This is a genomic window from uncultured Brachyspira sp. (genome assembly GCF_934747485.1).
Classification (GTDB): Bacteria; Spirochaetota; Brachyspiria; order Brachyspirales; family Brachyspiraceae; genus Brachyspira.
The window spans coordinates 1-20,231 of record NZ_CAKVGN010000015.1 but is presented as its reverse complement, the minus strand read 5'-3'; the positions used below and the strand labels follow the sequence as shown (position 1 = coordinate 20,231).

At 27.6% G+C, this 20,231-nt stretch carries 22 protein-coding genes and 1 tRNA gene; 14 read left to right on the top strand and 9 right to left on the bottom strand.

Annotated elements, in window-relative coordinates; genetic code table 11:
• The first annotated feature begins 502 nt into the window (after nt 1-502).
• The 6 genes from Q0H31_RS04315 (at nt 503) to Q0H31_RS04290 (ending at nt 6,272) form a co-directional block, all read left to right on the top strand.
• Nucleotides 503-1,210, top strand: a complete 708-nt coding sequence (locus tag Q0H31_RS04315) for a hypothetical protein (RefSeq protein WP_157151647.1) — start codon at nt 503-505, stop codon at nt 1,208-1,210.
• Nucleotides 1,207-1,899: a hypothetical protein gene (locus Q0H31_RS04310; RefSeq protein ID WP_157151648.1), complete on the top strand. Its 693-nt coding sequence runs from the start codon at nt 1,207-1,209 to the stop codon at nt 1,897-1,899. Before Q0H31_RS04315 ends, Q0H31_RS04310 begins: the two co-directional genes overlap by 4 nt.
• A gap of 3 nt (nt 1,900-1,902) precedes the next feature.
• Complete coding sequence (locus tag Q0H31_RS04305) at nt 1,903-3,099, top strand: MBL fold metallo-hydrolase (protein ID WP_295296016.1); 1,197 nt, start codon at nt 1,903-1,905, stop codon at nt 3,097-3,099.
• Nucleotides 3,100-3,122: 23 nt separating this feature from the next.
• Nucleotides 3,123-3,290 (top strand): hypothetical protein, encoded by a 168-nt coding sequence (locus Q0H31_RS04300; RefSeq protein ID WP_157151650.1) that lies wholly within the window; start codon nt 3,123-3,125, stop codon nt 3,288-3,290.
• 441 nt (nt 3,291-3,731) lie between these two features.
• The gene (locus tag Q0H31_RS04295) at nt 3,732-4,928 is read left to right on the top strand and encodes an ATP-binding protein (protein WP_295296015.1); all 1,197 of its coding nucleotides are present in this window, start codon (nt 3,732-3,734) and stop codon (nt 4,926-4,928) included.
• Nucleotides 4,929-4,931: 3 nt separating this feature from the next.
• Entirely contained in the window at nt 4,932-6,272 is a 1,341-nt protein-coding gene (locus Q0H31_RS04290) for a sigma-54 dependent transcriptional regulator (RefSeq protein ID WP_295296014.1), read from the top strand.
• A gap of 343 nt (nt 6,273-6,615) precedes the next feature.
• On the opposite strand, the gene Q0H31_RS04285 is transcribed toward Q0H31_RS04290, so the two are convergent.
• The 8 genes from Q0H31_RS04285 to Q0H31_RS04250 all read right to left on the bottom strand — a co-directional run bounded on the left by Q0H31_RS04285 (nt 6,616) and on the right by Q0H31_RS04250 (nt 11,493).
• A complete protein-coding gene (locus tag Q0H31_RS04285) occupies nt 6,616-7,080 on the bottom strand; it encodes a PTS glucose transporter subunit IIA (RefSeq protein ID WP_295296013.1) in 465 nt (154 codons plus the stop codon).
• A 92-nt stretch (nt 7,081-7,172) separates the two neighbouring features.
• Nucleotides 7,173-8,240: a DNA replication/repair protein RecF gene (locus Q0H31_RS04280; protein ID WP_295296012.1), complete on the bottom strand. Its 1,068-nt coding sequence runs from the start codon at nt 8,238-8,240 to the stop codon at nt 7,173-7,175.
• 77 nt (nt 8,241-8,317) lie between these two features.
• Complete coding sequence (locus Q0H31_RS04275) at nt 8,318-8,605, bottom strand: putative quinol monooxygenase (protein ID WP_295296011.1); 288 nt, start codon at nt 8,603-8,605, stop codon at nt 8,318-8,320.
• A complete protein-coding gene (gene pth, locus Q0H31_RS04270; RefSeq protein WP_295296010.1) occupies nt 8,598-9,194 on the bottom strand; it encodes an aminoacyl-tRNA hydrolase in 597 nt (198 codons plus the stop codon). The genes Q0H31_RS04275 and pth (Q0H31_RS04270) overlap by 8 nt, the downstream gene beginning before the upstream one ends.
• Nucleotides 9,191-9,790 carry an aminoacyl-tRNA hydrolase gene (pth, locus tag Q0H31_RS04265; protein WP_295296009.1) on the bottom strand — a complete coding sequence of 200 codons (600 nt, stop codon included), beginning with the start codon at nt 9,788-9,790 and terminating at the stop codon, nt 9,191-9,193. The genes pth (Q0H31_RS04270) and pth (Q0H31_RS04265) overlap by 4 nt, the downstream gene beginning before the upstream one ends.
• Before the next feature lie 28 nt (nt 9,791-9,818).
• A complete protein-coding gene (locus Q0H31_RS04260; protein WP_295296008.1) occupies nt 9,819-10,415 on the bottom strand; it encodes a 50S ribosomal protein L25 in 597 nt (198 codons plus the stop codon).
• Nucleotides 10,416-10,441: 26 nt separating this feature from the next.
• Entirely contained in the window at nt 10,442-11,395 is a 954-nt protein-coding gene (locus Q0H31_RS04255) for a ribose-phosphate pyrophosphokinase (RefSeq protein ID WP_014932685.1), read from the bottom strand.
• A gap of 26 nt (nt 11,396-11,421) precedes the next feature.
• Nucleotides 11,422-11,493 (bottom strand) — tRNA-Gln (locus Q0H31_RS04250).
• 228 nt (nt 11,494-11,721) lie between these two features.
• Between Q0H31_RS04250 and Q0H31_RS04245 the strand changes: the two genes are divergently transcribed.
• From Q0H31_RS04245 to Q0H31_RS04230, 4 genes are all read left to right on the top strand, one after another.
• The gene (locus Q0H31_RS04245; protein WP_013244849.1) at nt 11,722-12,105 is read left to right on the top strand and encodes a RidA family protein; all 384 of its coding nucleotides are present in this window, start codon (nt 11,722-11,724) and stop codon (nt 12,103-12,105) included.
• Nucleotides 12,106-12,221: 116 nt separating this feature from the next.
• Nucleotides 12,222-13,079, top strand: coding sequence for a DUF368 domain-containing protein (locus tag Q0H31_RS04240; protein ID WP_295296007.1), 858 nt, complete (start codon nt 12,222-12,224; stop codon nt 13,077-13,079).
• An 84-nt stretch (nt 13,080-13,163) separates the two neighbouring features.
• Nucleotides 13,164-14,411 carry a tetratricopeptide repeat protein gene (locus Q0H31_RS04235; protein ID WP_295296006.1) on the top strand — a complete coding sequence of 416 codons (1,248 nt, stop codon included), beginning with the start codon at nt 13,164-13,166 and terminating at the stop codon, nt 14,409-14,411.
• Between the two features lie 17 nt (nt 14,412-14,428).
• Nucleotides 14,429-15,469, top strand: coding sequence for a tetratricopeptide repeat protein (locus tag Q0H31_RS04230; RefSeq protein WP_295296005.1), 1,041 nt, complete (start codon nt 14,429-14,431; stop codon nt 15,467-15,469).
• Between the two features lie 57 nt (nt 15,470-15,526).
• Here Q0H31_RS04230 and Q0H31_RS04225 read toward each other — a convergent pair whose 3' ends face one another.
• Nucleotides 15,527-15,892 (bottom strand): helix-turn-helix transcriptional regulator, encoded by a 366-nt coding sequence (locus Q0H31_RS04225; RefSeq protein WP_295296004.1) that lies wholly within the window; start codon nt 15,890-15,892, stop codon nt 15,527-15,529.
• 823 nt (nt 15,893-16,715) lie between these two features.
• Here Q0H31_RS04225 and Q0H31_RS04220 point away from each other — a divergent pair.
• Genes Q0H31_RS04220 through pgsA form a run of 4 tightly spaced genes read left to right on the top strand, consistent with a single transcriptional unit; the run spans nt 16,716 to nt 19,987 of the window.
• Complete coding sequence (locus tag Q0H31_RS04220) at nt 16,716-17,654, top strand: ABC transporter ATP-binding protein (protein ID WP_295296003.1); 939 nt, start codon at nt 16,716-16,718, stop codon at nt 17,652-17,654.
• Nucleotides 17,654-18,376, top strand: a complete 723-nt coding sequence (locus Q0H31_RS04215; protein WP_295296002.1) for an ABC transporter permease subunit — start codon at nt 17,654-17,656, stop codon at nt 18,374-18,376. The genes Q0H31_RS04220 and Q0H31_RS04215 overlap by 1 nt, the downstream gene beginning before the upstream one ends.
• 31 nt (nt 18,377-18,407) lie before the next feature.
• Nucleotides 18,408-19,400, top strand: coding sequence for a DUF4340 domain-containing protein (locus Q0H31_RS04210; RefSeq protein WP_295296001.1), 993 nt, complete (start codon nt 18,408-18,410; stop codon nt 19,398-19,400).
• Nucleotides 19,401-19,429: 29 nt separating this feature from the next.
• Nucleotides 19,430-19,987: a CDP-diacylglycerol--glycerol-3-phosphate 3-phosphatidyltransferase gene (gene pgsA / locus Q0H31_RS04205; RefSeq protein WP_295296000.1), complete on the top strand. Its 558-nt coding sequence runs from the start codon at nt 19,430-19,432 to the stop codon at nt 19,985-19,987.
• Nucleotides 19,988-20,231 lie beyond the last annotated feature (244 nt).

Here is a 20,231-nt window from a genome sequence, read left to right as displayed (position 1 = left end):
GTTATAAAAGTTAGTATATTATCCTAATTTTTTGTTTTAATAATTTTACAGTTATATTTTTATTTAATCGTAAGAAAAATTTTTTCATATATTCCGTGTAGCATTTCTGCAAGTCTGTTATATCTTGGTGCTGCTATAGAAATATATTTTCGTTCTAATTTCATTTTATAACAATATTTATCAAAAATATTTGTAAATTTTTTTGACCTTATGCTATAATTTTTAATAGTTCATGCAGTTTTATATTTCTTAAAAATGATTGACAAAAATATCAATTTATAATATAATATCTATTATGATAAAAAATGTAATTCTTAATCGCATCGCATCGCATCGCATCGCATCGCATCGCATCGCATCGCATCGCATCGCATCGCATCGCATCGCATCGCATTAATTAAAACTTTTTATTTAAAATATTTTTTTAAGTGCATTTACAACTTTTTTAATTGCTCGGTTTTGATATTGCAAAAATATTTAACTTTAATATAAGGATTATATTATGGGCAGAGGATATACTGAAAATCAAATTATAGAAATGGTAAAAGAAAGTTCAAAGAATATGTCTGAATTTTATAAAAAAGATTTTATTAATTATAGAGGAAAAACTATAGATACGAATAAAGAATATACAGAGGTAGTTTCAAAATGGCTTATAGAGAATATCTATTTATTAAACAAAATAGAAAAAATAACTCGTTTTTCTTCTTATAAAGTTGATACACATGATGGTATTCCCGATAACGATAATTCAAATCGTGAAGAGGAATTGCTGGCAATGGAATTGTTTAGAATCAAAGAGCTTCCAATTGTAGGAAAAATTATAGATTATCAAACTCCTTTAAAAAACAAGAGAAGCGATAGAGCAGGAAAAATTGATATTATAAGTATAGATGAAAATAAAACCGTACATATTTTGGAACTAAAAAGAGAAGACAGCAAAGAAACAATGCTTAGATGTGTTTTAGAAGCTTATACATATTTTAAAACTATAGATACGGAAAAATTTTTGGATGATTTTAAATTGCCCACTGATTCTATCATTGAAGCGTCTCCATTAGTATTTTTTGGAGGATATCAACATAAAGAAATGCAGGATATAGATAATTGCAAATATTTAAAAGAGTTGATGAATAAACTAGACATTGTTCCATTTTATATTAAAAAACAAAATAATTATAACATTATAAAAGGATGGATTATATTATGAAAGAAGTAAATGCTGAAACTATTTTTGGCGGTATTTTTGGTCTTGTATCGATTGTTGCAGCCGTAATGGAAATGTATTTTAGCGGATATGAAATGACGTCTATAGCCGGTGCCGTAAAAGATATATCTGCAACTATGGTGGCAGTAATGGTGTTGCTGTTGATTTTTAGAGATTTTTTTAGTAAAAAAATTAATATAAATTTTGAAGATAGATTTAAAAATAAACTGGATAGTTGGGCTCAAAATAACAGAACTATCATAAAAAAGAGCGATATAGATAAACAAGGCTTTTATGGTTATGATATGTTTACAGACATGAATAATTTTTATAAAGGAGCTAATTTCTCAAAAAATTCTGGATGGTTTGTAAGATTTCCTGAAATAAAAGAAAGTAATTATAACAGAAATGATATAAAAATAGATTTTCATTTAAATAAAGGCACTTTCTTTGAAGGTTTATTATTGCAACCTGAGGAATTAGAAGAAAGATATGAGAAAATAGCTTCTAACATTAGAGATTTTATATTTAAATTATATAGCAATAAGATGTCTGAAGCATTTTATAAAAATCAGACTATAACTATTATAATGTCAAATAAGATACAAACTGATGAAGAAATTGATTCTTTAATAAATATTTTAGACAGCATGATTAAAGCGTATTTGGTTTCTGCAAATATAAAGTTGTAATATATGCATATTCGTATTATTAGAGGACAAAATCAAATAGGAGGAAATATAATAGAGGTTGGTACAGAAAGTACTAAAATAATTCTCGATGTTGGAATTGAGTTGGATGAGAAAATTCCAGATGTTCCTTTGGTAAATGGATTATTTCAAGGTGAAGCAAATTATAATGCTGTTTTAATTAGCCATTATCATGGAGATCATATAGGGTTGATTAATAATATATTGCCGAATATCTCTATTTTTATGGGTGAAAAAGCCTATAATGTTTATAAAACTTCAATGGAATATTTGAATAATGATACAGTTGAAATATCAAATTTTTTTCGGTCTGAGAAAGAATTTTATATAGGAGATATTAATATAAAACCTATATTATGTGATCATTCTGCTTTCGATTCATATATGATATCATTATTTTCTAAAAATAAAAAAATACTTTATACAGGAGATTTCAGAGCGAGCGGAAGAAAAAGCTTTTACTCTTTACTGAAAAGGCTTGATAAAGTAGACGTTTTAATAACCGAGGGAACTACTCTTTCAAGAGAAAACTTTTATTCATATACAGAAAAAGACTTGGAAAAAAATGCCGTGGAAACTATACAAAACAATAATTATCCTGTTTTTGTATTAATGCCTTCTACAAATATCGATAGAATAGTTACATTTTATAAAGTAGCTATAAAGACTAATAGAATATTTTTGCAGGATACCTATATGGCAAGTATAACGACAATAGCAGGAAATAATATACCAAATCCAAAAGATTTTAAAAATGTACGGGTATTTTTAACCATGCCTAGTAATAAAAATTATGAAATATTAAAATCGTATAGAGATAAAAAAATAGGCAGGAAGGGAATAGCAAAAGAAAATTTTATTATGTGCGTAAGATCTTCAATGAAAAGTTATTTGGAAAAATTATCAAATGAAATTTCTTTTAACGGAGGTATTCTCTTTTATTCAATGTGGAAAGGTTATTTGGAAAATGAGGATATGAGTAATTTTATAAAATTTATGGAAAATAAAGGAGTTGAAACTGTTTATTTACATACGAGCGGACATGCGGATGTAAATGCCATAGACAATTTGATAAAAAGAACCGAACCTAAATATATAATTCCCATTCATACGGAGAATTCTAAATGGTTTGAAAAATATAAAAATTGTGAAATTATTTATGATAATCAATTTAATTTTTAATAATATAAATTTTGGAGGGCAAAATGCTTACAGAAATTAAAATCAAAACTATAATGAAAGAAGTTGACAAAAACAATAAGGATATGATCAAAATTTTTGAAAATATCGATAAATTTATTGCGGATCAAAGAAGACAGATTGAAAAAATAGAAAGAGAAAACGAAAAATTGATGAGAGAGCTTTCTAGATAAAAAATTAATACATTTAATTTATATAGCTGATTATTGCATTAATTTTAAGATATGAATATACTTGAAGACTAAAAAAGTTTATAGATTTTTATGTCTTCAAGTGTAGAGTATTTGAATTTTATATTGAATTGTTTAAGCGATTTATAATATATAAACTATATATCTATAATGGTCAAATATGTAATTTACTATTAAGAAAAAATTGTAGGCTGAATATATGATAATAGTCTTTTAATAAAAGCCACTAAATACTCCTCTTCTGTTCTTAAAGAATATGAATTTCATTATCATAATGCAAAACAAATGGTATTAATTGAAAGATTGAATAATGAAAATTTTTTAAATATTTATTTCAAGAAGCTTATAAAGAATTATAAAATGAAATAAATGTTTCTTTGTGTAAAGTATTGAAGTTTTTTATTTTTTTATTATACTTTTAGAATGAATAGAAGAAATCAATTTTTTGATAAGATAATAAAAAACTTCGATAAAGTTTCGGATGCAGAAAAGAAAAGAATAATTGAAAGACTTGCTTTACTATCAAATTCTCAGAACGTAATAATAGAGAATTTAGAAGAAGGCATAATAGCAATAGATATAAACGGCATAATTCAAGGTATAAATAAAAAGGCATGTTTTTTGTTATCCATTCCAAGAAACTCAGAAGATAAAGCAATTTCAAAATGTATAAATAATACCAACATAGGAAGATTAATATTAGAATTATTAGAAGCAAATAACACAGATACTAAAATTATAAAAGATGATAAAAACGACAGAATGCTTCAAATAGATATATTGCCTCTTGGAGATTCTGGAATCATTATAGGTACTTTAATAAAAATATTTGATATTACAAAAAGCTATGAAAGTGCTCAGAAGCTTAAACGTGCAGAACAATTAGCCTCTTTTACAACGCTTGCGGCGGGTGTTGCTCATGAAATAAAAAATCCTCTTGGCTCTATTTCTATATATGTGCAATTAATAGAGAAGATTATTAAAAAAAATATGGACAATGATTGCCAATGTTATAATGAGTTTAAGGATTATTGTAATATTATTAAAGAAGAGATTAGCAGGCTTGAAGATACTATTAATTCATTTTTATTTTCTGTGCGTAAATTGGTGCTTAATTTGGAAGATGTTAATATAAACTCTTTAATAATTTCTACTGTTGATTTTTTGAAATATGAAATAGAAAATAATGATATAAAAATAGATATAAAATTTGATATAGAAAATTTAATTTTAAAAATAGATGAAAGATATATAAAGCAATGTTTAATTAACATAATACAAAACTCAATAGATTCTATTATAGAGAAGAAAAAACATAAAGAGTTTAATATAGAAGATAAGAGCATATCAATAAAATTAAAGTTATTAGATAATTATGCTTTAATATCAATTAAAGATACAGGAATTGGTATAAAAGAAGAAGAGTTGTCAAAGATATTCGAGCCGTATTTTACAACCAAAAGAAACGGCACAGGTTTGGGGCTTACGAATGTTACACGAATAATAGAGGCACATAATGGCAGTTTTAATATAGAGAGCGAGTACGGAGTTGGAAGCGAAGCTATTATAAAACTTCCTTTGATGCTTGAGAATCAAAAATTTTTGGAGAGTGATTTTTAATTTATGCCTAAGATATTAGTTATAGACGATGAGAAAAACATAAGAGATGGTATAAAGAAGTCTTTAGAGTATGAGGGCTATGAGGTAGTTACAGCCGAAAACGGAGAGAAGGGAATAGAAACAGTTTATAAGGGCGGAATTGATTTAGTTATCACAGACTTAAAAATGCCAGAGAAAACAGGTGAAGAGTTTTTGCATGATATATTAGAGTTTGATAAACATATACCAGTTATAATACTCACGGGGCATGGCAATATAGAAACTGCAGTTGATATGATGCGTCTTGGTGCTTATGATTTTATGACTAAGCCTTTTAATATTGACAAGATGCTTCTTATTATAGCGAGGGCATTAGAAAATAAAAATATAAAAAAGACAAATGAAACATTAGAAAAAAGAGTGGACTATCATGAAAGTTTTTATGGAATGATAGGACACAGCAGTAAAATGCTTAAAGTATATGAAGCAATAAAACAAGTTGCAAGAACAAAGGCTACTGTGCTTATAGAGGGTGAAAGCGGAACGGGTAAAGAATTAGTTGCTAATGCAATTCATCAAATATCAGACAGAGCAAAACAGCCGTATATTACAGTGAACTGTGCGGCACTTTCTGAGGGTGTTTTAGAGAGTGAGTTATTTGGGCACGAGAAAGGTTCTTTTACAGGGGCAATAGACAAAAAAATAGGAAGGTTTGAGGCGGCTAATAAAGGCACTATATTTTTAGATGAGATAGGGGAGATTAATCAGGTTGTTCAGGTAAAACTTTTAAGGGTGCTTGAAGAGAGGGTGATAGAGAGGGTAGGTTCTAATACTCCTATTAATGTTGATATTAGGGTTATTGCTGCTACAAATAAAAAATTATCTGAAGAAATAAAAGAGGGCAGGTTTAGAGAGGATTTATATTATAGACTTAATGTTATAAAAATAGAGATGCCTCCTCTTAGAGAACGCAGAGAGGATATCCCTTTGCTTATAGATAATTTTATTAAGGAGTTTTCTCAGGTTCATAATATAGAGATTACTAACGTAGATAAAAAAGTATATAAATTATTGTCTTCTTTGAAATGGGAAGGTAATGTACGTGAGCTTAGAAACACTGTAGAGACTATGGTTGTAATGTCTAAAGACGGCAAGATAGATGAAAGCAATATTCCTAATTGGGTTTTAAACTCCGGCGGAGATGATTTTGTTGTAGATAAAGAGATGACCTTAGAAGAGCTTGAAAAAAAATATATAAATCATCTTTTAAGTAAGAATAATTTTAATAAAGCACAGGTAGCAAAGATTTTAGGCATAGAGCGTGCAACGCTTTACAGAAAGCTTAAAGATTATAATGTTGATTGATAGGTATATAGTTAGTCCCCACGAATAATGAAATATTTAGAAATGTTATTGTTCTTTTTCCCGCCTTACGCGGTGCTGACTTCGTCAAAGAACCAAAAGTGCAAATGTTTTAGCTTTATATTTTGGGATATATAAAATAATGTCTATATTCTCTATATACATCAAAAGCTATACTTCATTAAATGCAGTCCTTTTGCTTCTTTGGGTCACGCCTCCGGCACTTCCTTCGGTCGCAAAAGAAGTGGGGGTGCGGGGGCTAGCCACCGCAATAATTAAAATTAAAAAAAATTATATAATAAAAGGGACTTTTAAAAGCCCCCTCATAAATTTATTTTTCAAAAAATTATTTCACAGCTGTCATTATAATGTCGCTTGTGCTTACTTCTCTTGAATCTGTTTTTGTGAGTGATTTTAATTCGCTGTAATTTGAAATTATTATAGGAGATGTTATATCATATTCTTTTTCAACTTCTTCTTTTTCAAATTCTATAAGCAAAGTACCTGCTTTTACTTTATCTCCCTCTTTAACATGAGCTTTGAAGTATTTACCTCCAAGTCTTACAGTGTCCATTCCTATATGTATTAATATTTCAACTCCTCCAGATAATAAACCTATAGCATGATTTGTATCTATCATAGTAATAATTTCACCGTCTACAGGAGCATATACTTTACCTTCAGAAGGTATGATTGCCATTCCATCTCCAAGTGCTTTGCTTGAGAAGGCCTCATCTTTTACTTCTGTGATATCAATTAATTTTCCTTTGATAGGTGCTTTTATTTGAATTTTTTTAGAGAATAATCCCATAATATAACACTCCATTTTTTTATTGATTATTTATAGTAAGTTTAACATAAACAATTATAAAGTAAAGAAATTTATTAAATAATATTAAAAAATTAATTTCTCATATTAACAATATCAAAAACTCTGCTCTCTTCAAATTTTGAGAGTTTTTCTTTTTCTGTAACCGTAATGAATACTTGCCCTAATGTTTTTATATATTCTAATATACTTTCTCTTTTTATGTTGTCAAGTTCAAGCATAGCATCATCTATTAATAGTATTGGAGATTTTTTTCTGTATTCATTTAATATCTTTTCGCTTGCAAGTTTCATTATGAGAGTGAGCATTCTTTTTTCGCCTTGAGAAGAAAATTTTCTTGATAGTGAATCTTTATAAAAGAATTGATACTCAGCTCTATGTATGCCAAAATATGTGGTACGCATTTTAATTTGCTCTTTTATTGTGCTTTCTAATTTTTTTATATATTCGTTTTCATTTTCTATATCTTCTATAGTAGATAAATATTTTATTTTATAAGGATTATCATTTTTAAAAATAGTTCTATATATTTCATTCATTTTCTCTTCTAAAAGCATAGAATATTTTTTGTTTTCATTTGCAATATATAAAGATAATTTTGCTATATCATCATTATAAATATGAGCATCATTAGGTTTTGTTATTAGATAAATATTTCTCATTTTTAGAAGCTTATTATATTTTATGAGTGATAAGAGATATTCATTTGAAATGCTTGAGATTAGCATATTAAAATAGTCTCTTCTAAGTTTAGGCTCAGATATCACCATGTCAGTATCATTTGGAAGAAATATAACGTAAAGTATTTTGCCTATTAAATTTTTTCTTGAAGGAATTTCTTTTTTGTCTATAAAAACTTTTTTTGCTTTTTTTTGATATACTATTTCTATATTAGTGTCATAGTTCAAATCATCTTCTTTGAATATTCCTCTTAAAAAATAATTATCATTTCCGTATTTTATTAACTCTCTGTCTAAACGAGTTCTAAAAGATATACCATTTCCAAGAATATATATAGCTTCTAATATATTAGTTTTGCCGCATCCATTACTGCCATATAGTATATTAATATGGTTTGAAAACTCAAATGTATTTTCATTATAATTTCTAAAAGAACGTAAAGTTAGTTCTTTGAGTATCATAAATATCCTTAAATCTAATAATTAATTTTAAGATTATACACTATAACTCTAAAAGTTTTAAGATATTTAATTTTTTATTATAAATATATTTTTTTGTATAAGCTTACATCCATTTCGCCGTCAACAAATTCAGCTAATTTAGGGACTATTGTTTTGAAATGATTGCTGTTGTTATGAGATTCTATAGCTTTTTCATCTCTCCACTCTTCTATAAAAGTTAAAGACCTTCCGTCTATACCTTCATAAATATCATAAGCTATGCATCCATCTTCTTTTCTGCTTTCTATTATTAATTCCTTAGCCAATTTTAGAAATATATCTTTTTTATCATTTTTTATATAATTTTTAGCCACAATTTTAATCATTATTTATATCCTTATTATTAATTCTTTTATTGTATTTATTTTGAGCTATAGTGTATGATTCAAATAATATAGTTTTTATAGCTTCTATTACATTTTCTCCCAAATCATTATCTATATTTTCTCTTTCGCTTTTACTAAAAGAAGATAGAACATAATCATTGACCTTTTTTCCGAAACTTGGTCTTCCAATACCAACTCTCACTCTTATAAAATCATCAGTTTGTAATTGTGCTATTAAACTTTTAATTCCATTATGCCCTCCGGAACTTCCTCCTTTTTTTATTCTAAAAGTTCCAAAAGGTATATCCATATCATCATATACTACTATTATATCTTCTGGTTTTACATTAAAAAATTTAGATATATAAATGGCAGATTCCCCAGATAGATTCATGAATGTTTGAGGCTTCAATAGTATCAAATCTATGTTGTTAAGTTTTGTTCTTGTGAATAATGACTTTTTTTTGTTGTTATCGAATTTAAGAGATAGGTTTTGTGCCAATTTATCAATAATAATAAAGCCTATATTATGTCTATGATTTTTATATTCTTCACCCGGATTTCCAAGTCCAATTATAAGCTTAGTCATAGATACTTCTTTTTAGATGTTTTATTATTAGATTCAAATAAAACCTTACATATAGCATCAACTACATCATCGGTGATATCTTTTATTTTTTTTCTTTCATCTTTAGTGAAAGGTGAAAGTACAAAATCAGCTATTTCTTGACCTTCGGCAGGTGCACCTATACCAATACCAACTCTGGTGAAATTATTGCTTTTTAATGAATCTTCTATGCTTTTTATGCCGTTATGCTTTATAGGGCCTTCCTTCTCTTCATCATCATTTTCATCAGCATCGCTTTTAGCAACTACAAGTTTAAACTCGCCCACAGGTATATTCATATCATCATATATAACGATAATATCATCAACAGCAATCTTCATAAAGCTAGCCATATATAAAGCAGCCTCGCCAGAAAGATTCATAAAAGTTTGCGGTTTTAGGAGAAGATATTCTATTTTGCCGTATTTTGCCTTACCAAATACGGTTTTCTTTTTTTTAATATCTAATTCAACATTAAGTTTCTTGGCAACCTTATCGAGTATCATATAACCTACATTATGTCTATGATTTTGATATTCACTTCCAGGATTGCCAAGTCCCATAACTAATTTCATCATAAAATAAGATTATCCTATAACTTTATTATTATGCTTCAGCAGCAGCACCTTTGTTAGGAGTATCTTCATCTTGTGTAGTAACAACAGTAACAACAGCTTTAGAAGCATCACCTACAGGGTCTACGCCTTCAGGGAATTTGATATCGCTTATGTGTAAGCTGCTTCCAACTTTAAGGTCTGTAACATCGATAGTAATTTCTCTAGGTATAGAAGCAGGGAAAGCTTTTATAGGCAATTCATATTCAACTTGCTCTAATGTACCGCCGCCTAAGCGAACGCCTTCAGGTGTACCTTCGATACGAATAGGTACAAAAGTTTTGATTTTTTTGTTTCTGTCTATCTCATAGAAATCTATATGTCTGATAGTTCTTTTAATGCCGTCAAGCTGATAGTCTTTTACTAAAACTTCTCTTGCTTTATCATTTTCAATATCTAAAGTAATAATATCATGCTGTCCAGCTAAAGAGAATACTTTTACGAATTCTTTTAATTCTACAGCAATAGAATACTCTTTTCCTCTTCCATAAAGAGTAGCTAAAGCATATCCGTCATTGATTAGTTTGTGGCCAACGCTTTTTTTAGTAGTGTCTCTTTGTAAAGCTTTAATAGTGTAATTTTCACTCATTTTAGTTTCCTTCAAAAAATAATGTTTTACTGATCAAATAAAACGCTTATAGAGCGTTCTAAATGTATATATTTAATAGCATTAGCAATAACAGGAGCAACAGAAAGCACTTCTATTTTGCTGCCTAATCTGTCTGTCATTACTTTTAAGCTATCAGTGATATAAAGTTTTTCTACTTCGCTTGCATTAATTCTCTCATAAGCATCGCCTGAACATACTGCATGAGTTATGAATATGTATATTTTTCTCATGCCTGCTTTTTTAAGAGCGGCAATACCTTTAAGCAATGTTCCGCCAGTATCAATAATATCATCTATAATAATAGCATCTTTACCCTCTACATTGCCGATAACATTCATAACCTCACATTCATTGGCTCTGTCTCTTCTTTTGTCTATAATAGCAATATCAAGATTAAGGGTCTTTGCTATAAATCTTGCTCTTCCTACGCCGCCTATATCCGGAGATACAACCATGGCATTTGATATATCTATATCCTTTCTTATTTTTTCTAAGAAAACATTTTTAGAAAGCATATGATCAACAGGTATATCAAAAAAGCCTTGTATCTGAGCAGCATGCAAATCAAGTGCTAAAACTCTGTGAACACCAGAAGCCTGCAGAAGATTAGCTACCAATTTAGCAGTTATAGGTACTCTCGGCTCATTTTTTCTATCTTGCCTAGAATAGCCGTAGTAGGGTATAACAGCAGTAATTCTTTTAGCACTAGCTCTTTTTAAGGCATCTATTACACAAAATAATTCCATCCAGCTTTCATTACTGGAAGGTCTTCCTGTAGGCTGAATTATGTATGTATCTTTATTTCTTGCAGTTTCTTCTATTTGTACGAAAGTTTCACCGTCAGCGAATTTGCGTATTTGCATATTGCCCAATTTAATACCTAAATTATCAACAACATCTTTAGCAAGCTGAGGGTTAGCTGTACCGCTTAAAACTAATATTTCTTCTTCTATACCCATAATTAACAACCATAAATAAAGAAAAGTTGGGGTGGGAGGATTCGAACCCCCGAATAAATGGACCAAAACCACTTGTCTTACCGCTTGACGACACCCCAGTATTGATTTTTTTATTTCTAAAAGCTTATGAGTACCGAATTATACTATATAATAAAAAATTGTCAAGAGCATTTTTTAATAAATATATTTTATATTTTATTTTGTTTTATTTTGTATAAAATATACAAAGTTTTTTATTATTTGCTTGATATTTTGTAAAAAATTATTATAATTCATCAGATAAAATGGTGATTAAATTAATAATATAAAAAAAAGGAGAATTTTTTATGGAGAAAAAAATAATAAAAACTCATAAAGCACCTCAAGCTATAGGTCCTTATTCTCAAGCTGTTAAAAGCGGAAATTTTATATTTGCTTCAGGTCAAATACCTTTAGACCCTGTTAGCGGTGCTATGGCTGAAAACAATATTCAAGCACAAACAGAAAGAGTAATGGAAAATATTAAAGGTTTATTAGAATCTGAAAATCTAACTTTTGCTAATGTTATTAAAACTACTTGTTTCTTAAGCGATATGGCTAATTTTGCTGCTTTCAATGAAGTATATGCTAAATACTTCACAGAAAATCCTCCTGCAAGAAGCACTGTTGCTGTTAAGGCTTTACCTAAAGATGCTTTGGTAGAAGTTGAGATTATAGCTGTTGTAGAATAATTAGACTTTTAAAAGGCCATGTGTTTTTATACATGGCTTATTTTTTAATCACTTTATTTTTTATATGTTAATAAAAACCATAAAAATCTAAATCAAATAACTTAAAAGAGAATAAAATGAACATAAGAAATTATATATCTTATCTTGTTAAAGGTATGGCTATAGGTATTGCTAATGCTATACCGGGTGTTTCGGGTGGAACTATAGCATTTGTACTTGGAATATACGAAAATCTTACTTATGCTATATCTATTTTGCCTACCGCTATTATTAAATTAAAATGGAAGGAAGTAGGAGAGAGCTTAAAAATATTAGTGCCTGTTTTTTTGGGTGCCGGCATTTCAATAGTTCTTTTTCTAAATATTATTAACTATTTGTTTCAGTATTATCCTATACCTACTAAGATATTTTTTGTAGGGCTTATACTTGGTTCTTTCCCTTTCGTTACTAAAACAATAGATAAATTCGATTTTAAAGTATTTATCTCTTTCTTTATAGGTGCTTTTATAATGGCAATATTTGTTTATTTTGATATTAATAAGCCTGCAGGAGAGACTACATATACTGGAGATTTTTCTATATTTTATGGAATCAAATTATTTTTATGCGGTATAGCTGCTGCTGTTGCTATGGTGATACCGGGAATATCCGGCTCTTTGCTTTTATTGATATTGGGCGAGTATGAGAATGTATCTAATCTTGTATCTACTCTTACTAAAAATTTTGCCAATGTATATCCATTAATATTTTTAGGTCTTGGAGTTGCTATAGGTATTTTTACTATTTCTAAACTTGTTACCATTGTTATACAAAAACATAAGTCTGTATTATTTGGTTTTGTACTTGGAATAATTGTTGTGTCTTTTTTAAGTTTATGGCCTAATATCACAACATTAAGTTTGGGAATGCTTACAGCTACTGTTTTATCTATGTGCTTTGGATTTTTAATTGCTATGATTATGGAAAAAATATAGAGTTTTTGTTTATTTTTTTATAGAGTATAGTTAAAATTTATTATATATGCATCCGAGTATTGTAGTAGTACAAAGAGGATAATAATGATGAAAAGATTAAATAACAATAAATTATATCTATTATTAACTTTAGTATTAGTGGCCTTTATATACTTATACACTAGTTTGATTGCTCAGACATCTTCTGATAGAATTAGTATGGAAAGTTATAATGATTTGCCTAACTCTCGAAGACTTGTAACTAAACTTAATATTAAACATATAGAAGAAAATAAAGTGGAAGTGAGCTGGGTTGGTATATATCACCCCAATTTGATGTATTATGTTTATAGAAGCGAAGAGCCTATATTAAGTAAAGTTGTGCTTACTAATGCAAAAGTAGTCGCTTCTACAAAGGCTACAAATGCTTCTACTACATATACTATATATGATAATTTGCCTAAATACGATAAATATTATTATGCTGTAATATCGTATATAGATAATATTAATTTCTATACCGCTACAGAGAATATGGATTTGATGCAGTTTGAGTATTATGACCAATTTAAAAATGATATAACTAATTTCAGTGATGAAATAAATACTAATGAAATTATTACAAACGATATTATTACTAATGATTTTGATACTAATAATACTTACTTCACAAATGATATGATTACAAATATAGTAAACAGTAATGATTTTTTAAGTTATTACCCTAATACTAATTTATTTGATACAAATTATAGTATATTGCCTCCTACTAACTATGTTGATCTCTATTACACTACTAATAGAATAGACTCAAATAGGGGAATAGTTTTTACTACTAATTATTATAATTATACTAATTATTACACTAACAATTATACTAATTATTATAATACTACAAAGATATATATAATTAATCCTACTAATGATAATTTGTATACTAATGAGATGGATAATACTAATGACTTTACAAATCAAAGCCGTATGATTGAAAACGTTACCAATGAATTAGAAATCACTACTTTTACAAATAGTAAGAATGAGAATATAGTTGAGATAAAAAAAGATAATACTAAAAAGACAACTCCAACAGAATATCAGAGATATAGTTCTGAGTATCAGAGGGCTTTAGCTCAATTTAGAGCTAATAATTATGCCGGAGCTATTTCTATTTTAGAGCCTATATCAAGAAAAAAAGTTGATAGTGCTTTATATTATGATATTAATTTGCTGCTTGGTAAGTCTTATAAAAATACCGGAAGAAAAAAGAATGCTTTAGATACACTTAAAAAAATAAAATCTATTAATCCTAATGAAGTTAATTTCTGGATTAATCAGGTTTTAAGCGATTTATAATAAAAAAAGGAGAGATTATGAAAACTTACGCAGCAGTTTTAGCGTCTGTTATTACGGTAGTAGCTATATTGATAGGTGTTTTTATCACTAAAGTTTCTGTATTATCTTCTCCTGAAAGATATTTCCAAAAGGGAAAAAGATATTATGAATTAGAAAATTATAATGAAGCTATTAATAATTTAAATGAATATTTGTCTATAGACAGCAGGTCAAAGCCTGTCAGCAATGTGGCCGAATCTTATTTTCTTGTAGCTGATTCATTAAAAAAAATGAAGAATTATAATTTAGCTAAAAATCGTTTGTCTGAAATAATAGATGGTGTAGGGTTTGAAGCCTATCAGCTTGATGCTATAATAGCTTATGCGGATATAGCAAGATTAGAAAATAGTGCTGACCAATATATTATTACTAAATTGCAGAATAATTTAAAACCTTCTGATAAATCTTTGGCTTCTACTATAAATATGCAATATGGATATCAATTGTTCTTTGAAAAAAAGTATGGCGAAGCTTTGAGTTATTTTTTAAGGTCTGACGGAGAGTTGGCTGTTTTGGGAAGGGCGAGAGTTTATTTTGCTATGAATGAGTATGACAGGGCTTTTGAAATATACGAAGATTTCTTAAAATATTATCATACTAGCATATATTATAATGAGGTTGTGAGAACTTATCTTATTCAGGTTCCTGCTATAGCTCATAGAATGTATGTTGAAAAGAATTATACTAAGGCGAGAATGTATTATAATAAAATAGCTTCTCTTTTCCCTAGAACCAAACATCAGGAAGAGGCTTTATTTAAAATTGGAGAGTCTTACTATAATGAAAAAAATTATAATAAGGCTGTAGAATATTTTAATAAAGTAAGATTAAATAATGTTTATACACTTGATGCTGAGGCTTTGCTTTATATTGGTTTATCATATTTCAAAGTTGGAAGATATTCAGATTCTTATAAAGCTTTAGACACATTTGTTAATACTTATCCGGATAATCCTAATGTTTCAAGAGCTAAAGATTATATGGCAGCATTACAAGAAACATTATTAGCTATTAATTAAGAATTGCCTAATGAATTTTTGATAAATAAAAAGACCTATAACAAAAACGATTTTTGTTTAAGGTCTTTTTTTATCATTGTCTAAAACTACTAATTTATTTATATCATCAATTAGATTAGAAATAATATCTAATTTACTAGATTCTACTTGCTTAAGCTTTTCAAATGTATTTAATAATTTATCATCTCTATTTTCTAAATTATTGCTTTTTATAGTTAACAAACTTTCTGGTGTTGTTTCTAAAGCTTTTGCTATTTTATTCAATCTTTTTATTGATATGTTTCTATTACCAACTTCTATACCTTGTAAATATTTACTTGATACGCCTGCTTTTTCGGCTAAGGTATCTATAGTCATCTTTTTGCTTTTTCTAAGTAATCTTATATTGTAGCCTAAATTATATAATAAGATTTCATTTTCCATATATAAAGACCTCTTGTAATAGAATATTTTATATTATATGAAGTTTTGAGTTTAAAAAAACAATATATAAGTTGTAAAATAAAAAAAAATACCTATTTTTAGTTTTTGTGAATGAATCATAATTATTAATATATGTTCTCAATATGTGTAAATATTATCTTGATTAGTTAAGCTTATATATAATTATTTATTTTAAAAAATCTTATAACATTTTAATGTCTTACTATTAAAAACTATTAGACTTGTTTCAAAAGTACTTGACAAAATTAGTTGTGTAATTTTCAACATAATTTTAGTTATAAAATTGTGTTTTACATGTTGTATCATTAATTATTTTATTATATAAAAATGCAGTTCTTCGCGAAGTGTATCCGTAGGATATAAGGTTCTTTTATACCAATACCGAGTAGGTGCCTATCGGCAAAAGAACTGGGGTTTTACCCTACGGGTACGCTTCGCAGGGGGCAAAGCCACTACAAATAATAAAAACATAAAAATTTTTAAGTTTATAATAATTGTTCTTTTTCCCGCCTTCGCGGTGCGGACTTCGTCAAAGAACCAAAAAGTGCAAGTTAAGAAAGTAATACTAATTATATTTTACATACTAAATATTAAACTAAAAACATATAAATATTTATTAATTTAGTTTTGAAACAAGTCTATTAAATGCTATTTACTAATTTAATTTTGAAACGATTTTGTTATAGTTGAGATTTTCTATTATTTATATTATAATATTTTTTCATTGGTTGCAGATTATACGGTTTTAATAATTTAGATTATAAATTTTTGTTTCAATAAAAGTTTTAAGGATATAGATAAGATGATTTCTGTTAAGAATTTAACTAAATATTATGATGATTTTCAAGCTTTGAAGGGCATTAGTTTTGAAATAAAATCTGGAGAGATTGTTGGCATATTGGGGCCTAATGGTGCCGGCAAATCCACAACTTTAAGAATATTAACATCATACCTTTCTCCTACAAGCGGAGATGCTATAATAGATGGAAAGAGTATTTTAGATAAAGATATAGAGATAAAAAAAATAATAGGATATCTTCCAGAATCTGCTCCTTTATATAATGATATGTGTGTTTTTGATTATTTAGTTTATATGGCTGATATACAGGAGTTAGATAGAAATAAATTGTCAGAGAGACTTAATTATGTAGTAGAAGCTTGTTCTCTTAAAGATGTAATATCCAAACCTATAGGAGAGCTTTCTAAGGGTTATAAACAAAGAGTAGGGCTTGCTGGTGCTATTATACATGACCCTAAAATACTTATATTAGATGAGCCTACAAATGGACTTGACCCTAATCAGATTGTTGAAATTAGAGAGCTTATAAAAGAACTTGGAAAAGAAAAGACTGTTTTAATATCTACGCATATATTAAGCGAAGTTGAGGCTACTTGTTCGAGGGCTATTATTATAAACAAGGGAACTATTATTGCTGATAATGACCCTAAACATTTAAGCGTTGACAACAAAATAGCTTCTATTAAACTTTCTCTAAAAACTAATGATAACTTTGATACTATAAAAGCAAAATTAAATAGTTTAGAAAATATTCAAGATATAACTTTAATTGAAGAAGATGATAATAATATAAAAACAATTATTATAAAAACAACAGACAAAGAGCCTATTGAAAAGGTATACAAATTTATAAAAAGTACAGATTGGATAATATACGAGTTTGTAAAAGAGAAAGAGAATTTAGAGACAGTGTTCCATACTTTAACTAAAGGAGAAAATTAATGACTAATGTTTTTTCTTTTAATAAAACAACAATAATATTAAAAAAAGAATTAAGGCATATTTTTTTATCGCCAATAGCATATATATTTTCTGCAATATTTTTAATAGCTTCAGGAATATATTTCTTCTCAAGATTTTTTATAATATCGCAAAATGATATGCAGGATTATTTTTCAATTTTGCCTTTTATACTTTCTTTAATAATACCGCCTATTACAATGGGTTTATTATCGAGCGAGTTTTCAAGCGGTTCTTATGAATTAATAAGCACTCAATCTGTAACTACATTAGATATTATAATGGGCAAGTTTTTATCTGCTGTAGTATTTATGCTTTTTGCTTTAGTGCCTACAATACTTTATCCTATCACTTTGCTTTTTTTGGGAAGATTAGATATTGGTCCTGTGATAGGAGGATATGTTGGAAGTGTATTTTTAATATCTGCTTTATGTGCTATAGGGGTGTTTGCTTCATCTGTTACAAAAAATCAGATAATAGCTTTGATTGTTGCTTTAGCTATAATGGTATCTTTAAATATACTATTAAAGTTTTTGGGGCTTCTTTTCCCAAATACTTCTAATTTTATATTATTTATTAGCGGAGATTATCATTTTGCAAATATTGCAAGAGGGGTAATAGATTTAAGAGATATTGTTTATTTTCTTTCTGTAACTACTATATTTTTGTATTTAGCAAATATAATTCTTCAAAACAGAAAATAAGATATATAAAAAATAAAATTAGGATAAACATATGAATAAAAACTTAAAAAAAATAATTATTCTTTTAGCAGTATTAATCATTATTAGCTTTGCTGCTTTCTTTACCACTAAATATAAAAAAGAGCAATTAATAGCAAATAAGCCAAGAACTCAGATTTTTGAGCTTAACGAAACCAATGTAAATAAATATCATCTTGTATATGATAACGAGGATATTACAGTTGAAAAGAAAAATAATATTTGGACTATAACTTCTCCGGATAACAATTATAAAGTTGATCAAATGGAAGCTTTTGCGAATGTTAAGAACTTTAATACTCTTAATATAGATTTGATAATAACAAATTTAAGTGAAGTTTCATCTTTTGGTTTAGATAATCCAACTAATGAGTTTACAGTTTGGGACGGAAAAAAAGAACATAAAATATATGTTGGAAATAAAACTCCTGACGGCGAGAGATATTATGTGAAATATAATGATGAGTATTTTAGTGTGGAATATGTTTATATAGAAGCTCTTAAAAAAACAGTAGATATGCTTAGAGATAAAGAGATATTTGAAAGCCCTATAGTTTTAGATTCTGTAAAAATGATAGAAGTTGCTACTAAAGATTATACTAACACAATAGAAAAATTAAATAGAACTAATTGGGTTGTTGATGATTTGGCTGAGCAAACAGATTTAGATAAGGCATACAGAGATTTTGAAACTTTATCTTTAGTAAAGGCGTCTGCTTTTGTATATGATCAAGATTTGATGAAGCAGTTATTCAAAGTTCCAGATGCTGTTATTACAATATATATGCAAGATAATACTAAAGAAGTTTATGAATTAATTTATACTGTAGATGACAGAATATATGTAAAGCCTAAAAGCGGTATAGTTTATGAGGTAGATTATTCTATATATGATGCTGCTATGAGAAGTAAAGATTATTATGAAAAAAGCGATAGTGTGGAAGATAATGAAGAAGCATTAACCTCTGAAGAGAGTCTTAAATTATACGAGAGTTTAGAAAAATAATTTTATAAAAATAATTTAAGGATAAAACTATGAAAAAGCATATTCCTAATTTACTTAGCTTCAGCAGAATTATTTTATCGCCTTTAGTGATATTTTTGTATTTTTATAATTCTATCATTACGGCAGTGCTTGCTTTAATATTTTTAATTGTATTAGAGATAACCGATGCTTTAGACGGTATGTTAGCGAGAAAATTAAACATAGTAAGTGATTTGGGTAAAGTGTTAGACCCTTTTGCTGATACTGTTTTTCATATTACTATGTTTACAATATTTTTGTATGAAGGCTCTATGCCTATGTGGATGTATATTATTTCGCTTTATAGGGATATGTTTTCTATGTTTGTAAGGATACTTGGAGGGCTTAGAGGATTTGCTGTTGCTGCCAAGTTTAGCGGAAAATTAAAAACTGCTTCAAGGGCTATGGCTGTTGTGATAATATTTTTAATAAAGATACTTAAATATACTTCTATAGTTTTGCCTTATGATAAAATAATATATTATAGTTTACTTGTTGTAACTATTATTACTATATATTCATTTTTTGATTATATGCCGCTTCTTAAAGGCAAAAATGATAAAAAATAAATAAATTTAATTGATTATAGTATTTTATTCACTAATTATATTTGTAATAATAGATTTAATAGGTTTGTTGCAAAACTAAATCAATAAATTATTTTTTATTATAAAATATATCTTATATTACTATAATCTTCTATAGGAATTTTATTTTTTCAATATTCTAATACATAAAAATTTGTTTAGGAGCCATAGATATTGCACGTTTTTTAGTTAAAATAAAGTAGGTATTCCTTATAATATAAATAGC

Bases quoted from the DNA above. Each gene is read 5' to 3' on its own strand.
- Q0H31_RS04225 (WP_295296004.1), bottom strand. From the start codon at position 15,892: ATGGAAAATGAAATCTTATTATATAATTTAGGCTACAATATAAGATTA.
- Q0H31_RS04240 (WP_295296007.1), top strand. From the start codon at position 12,222: ATGAACATAAGAAATTATATATCTTATCTTGTTAAAGGTATGGCTATA.
- Q0H31_RS04295 (WP_295296015.1), top strand. From the start codon at position 3,732: ATGAATAGAAGAAATCAATTTTTTGATAAGATAATAAAAAACTTCGAT.
- Q0H31_RS04290 (WP_295296014.1), top strand. From the start codon at position 4,932: ATGCCTAAGATATTAGTTATAGACGATGAGAAAAACATAAGAGATGGT.
- Q0H31_RS04260 (WP_295296008.1), bottom strand. From the start codon at position 10,415: ATGAGTGAAAATTACACTATTAAAGCTTTACAAAGAGACACTACTAAA.
- Q0H31_RS04255 (WP_014932685.1), bottom strand. From the start codon at position 11,395: ATGGGTATAGAAGAAGAAATATTAGTTTTAAGCGGTACAGCTAACCCT.
- Q0H31_RS04215 (WP_295296002.1), top strand. From the start codon at position 17,654: ATGACTAATGTTTTTTCTTTTAATAAAACAACAATAATATTAAAAAAA.
- Q0H31_RS04300 (WP_157151650.1), top strand. From the start codon at position 3,123: ATGCTTACAGAAATTAAAATCAAAACTATAATGAAAGAAGTTGACAAA.
- Q0H31_RS04220 (WP_295296003.1), top strand. From the start codon at position 16,716: ATGATTTCTGTTAAGAATTTAACTAAATATTATGATGATTTTCAAGCT.
- pth (WP_295296009.1), bottom strand. From the start codon at position 9,790: ATGATGAAATTAGTTATGGGACTTGGCAATCCTGGAAGTGAATATCAA.
- Q0H31_RS04235 (WP_295296006.1), top strand. From the start codon at position 13,164: ATGATGAAAAGATTAAATAACAATAAATTATATCTATTATTAACTTTA.
- Q0H31_RS04315 (WP_157151647.1), top strand. From the start codon at position 503: ATGGGCAGAGGATATACTGAAAATCAAATTATAGAAATGGTAAAAGAA.
- pgsA (WP_295296000.1), top strand. From the start codon at position 19,430: ATGAAAAAGCATATTCCTAATTTACTTAGCTTCAGCAGAATTATTTTA.
- Q0H31_RS04245 (WP_013244849.1), top strand. From the start codon at position 11,722: ATGGAGAAAAAAATAATAAAAACTCATAAAGCACCTCAAGCTATAGGT.
- Q0H31_RS04305 (WP_295296016.1), top strand. From the start codon at position 1,903: ATGCATATTCGTATTATTAGAGGACAAAATCAAATAGGAGGAAATATA.
- Q0H31_RS04285 (WP_295296013.1), bottom strand. From the start codon at position 7,080: ATGGGATTATTCTCTAAAAAAATTCAAATAAAAGCACCTATCAAAGGA.
- pth (WP_295296010.1), bottom strand. From the start codon at position 9,194: ATGACTAAGCTTATAATTGGACTTGGAAATCCGGGTGAAGAATATAAA.
- Q0H31_RS04310 (WP_157151648.1), top strand. From the start codon at position 1,207: ATGAAAGAAGTAAATGCTGAAACTATTTTTGGCGGTATTTTTGGTCTT.
- Q0H31_RS04280 (WP_295296012.1), bottom strand. From the start codon at position 8,240: ATGATACTCAAAGAACTAACTTTACGTTCTTTTAGAAATTATAATGAA.
- Q0H31_RS04275 (WP_295296011.1), bottom strand. From the start codon at position 8,605: ATGATTAAAATTGTGGCTAAAAATTATATAAAAAATGATAAAAAAGAT.
- Q0H31_RS04230 (WP_295296005.1), top strand. From the start codon at position 14,429: ATGAAAACTTACGCAGCAGTTTTAGCGTCTGTTATTACGGTAGTAGCT.
- Q0H31_RS04210 (WP_295296001.1), top strand. From the start codon at position 18,408: ATGAATAAAAACTTAAAAAAAATAATTATTCTTTTAGCAGTATTAATC.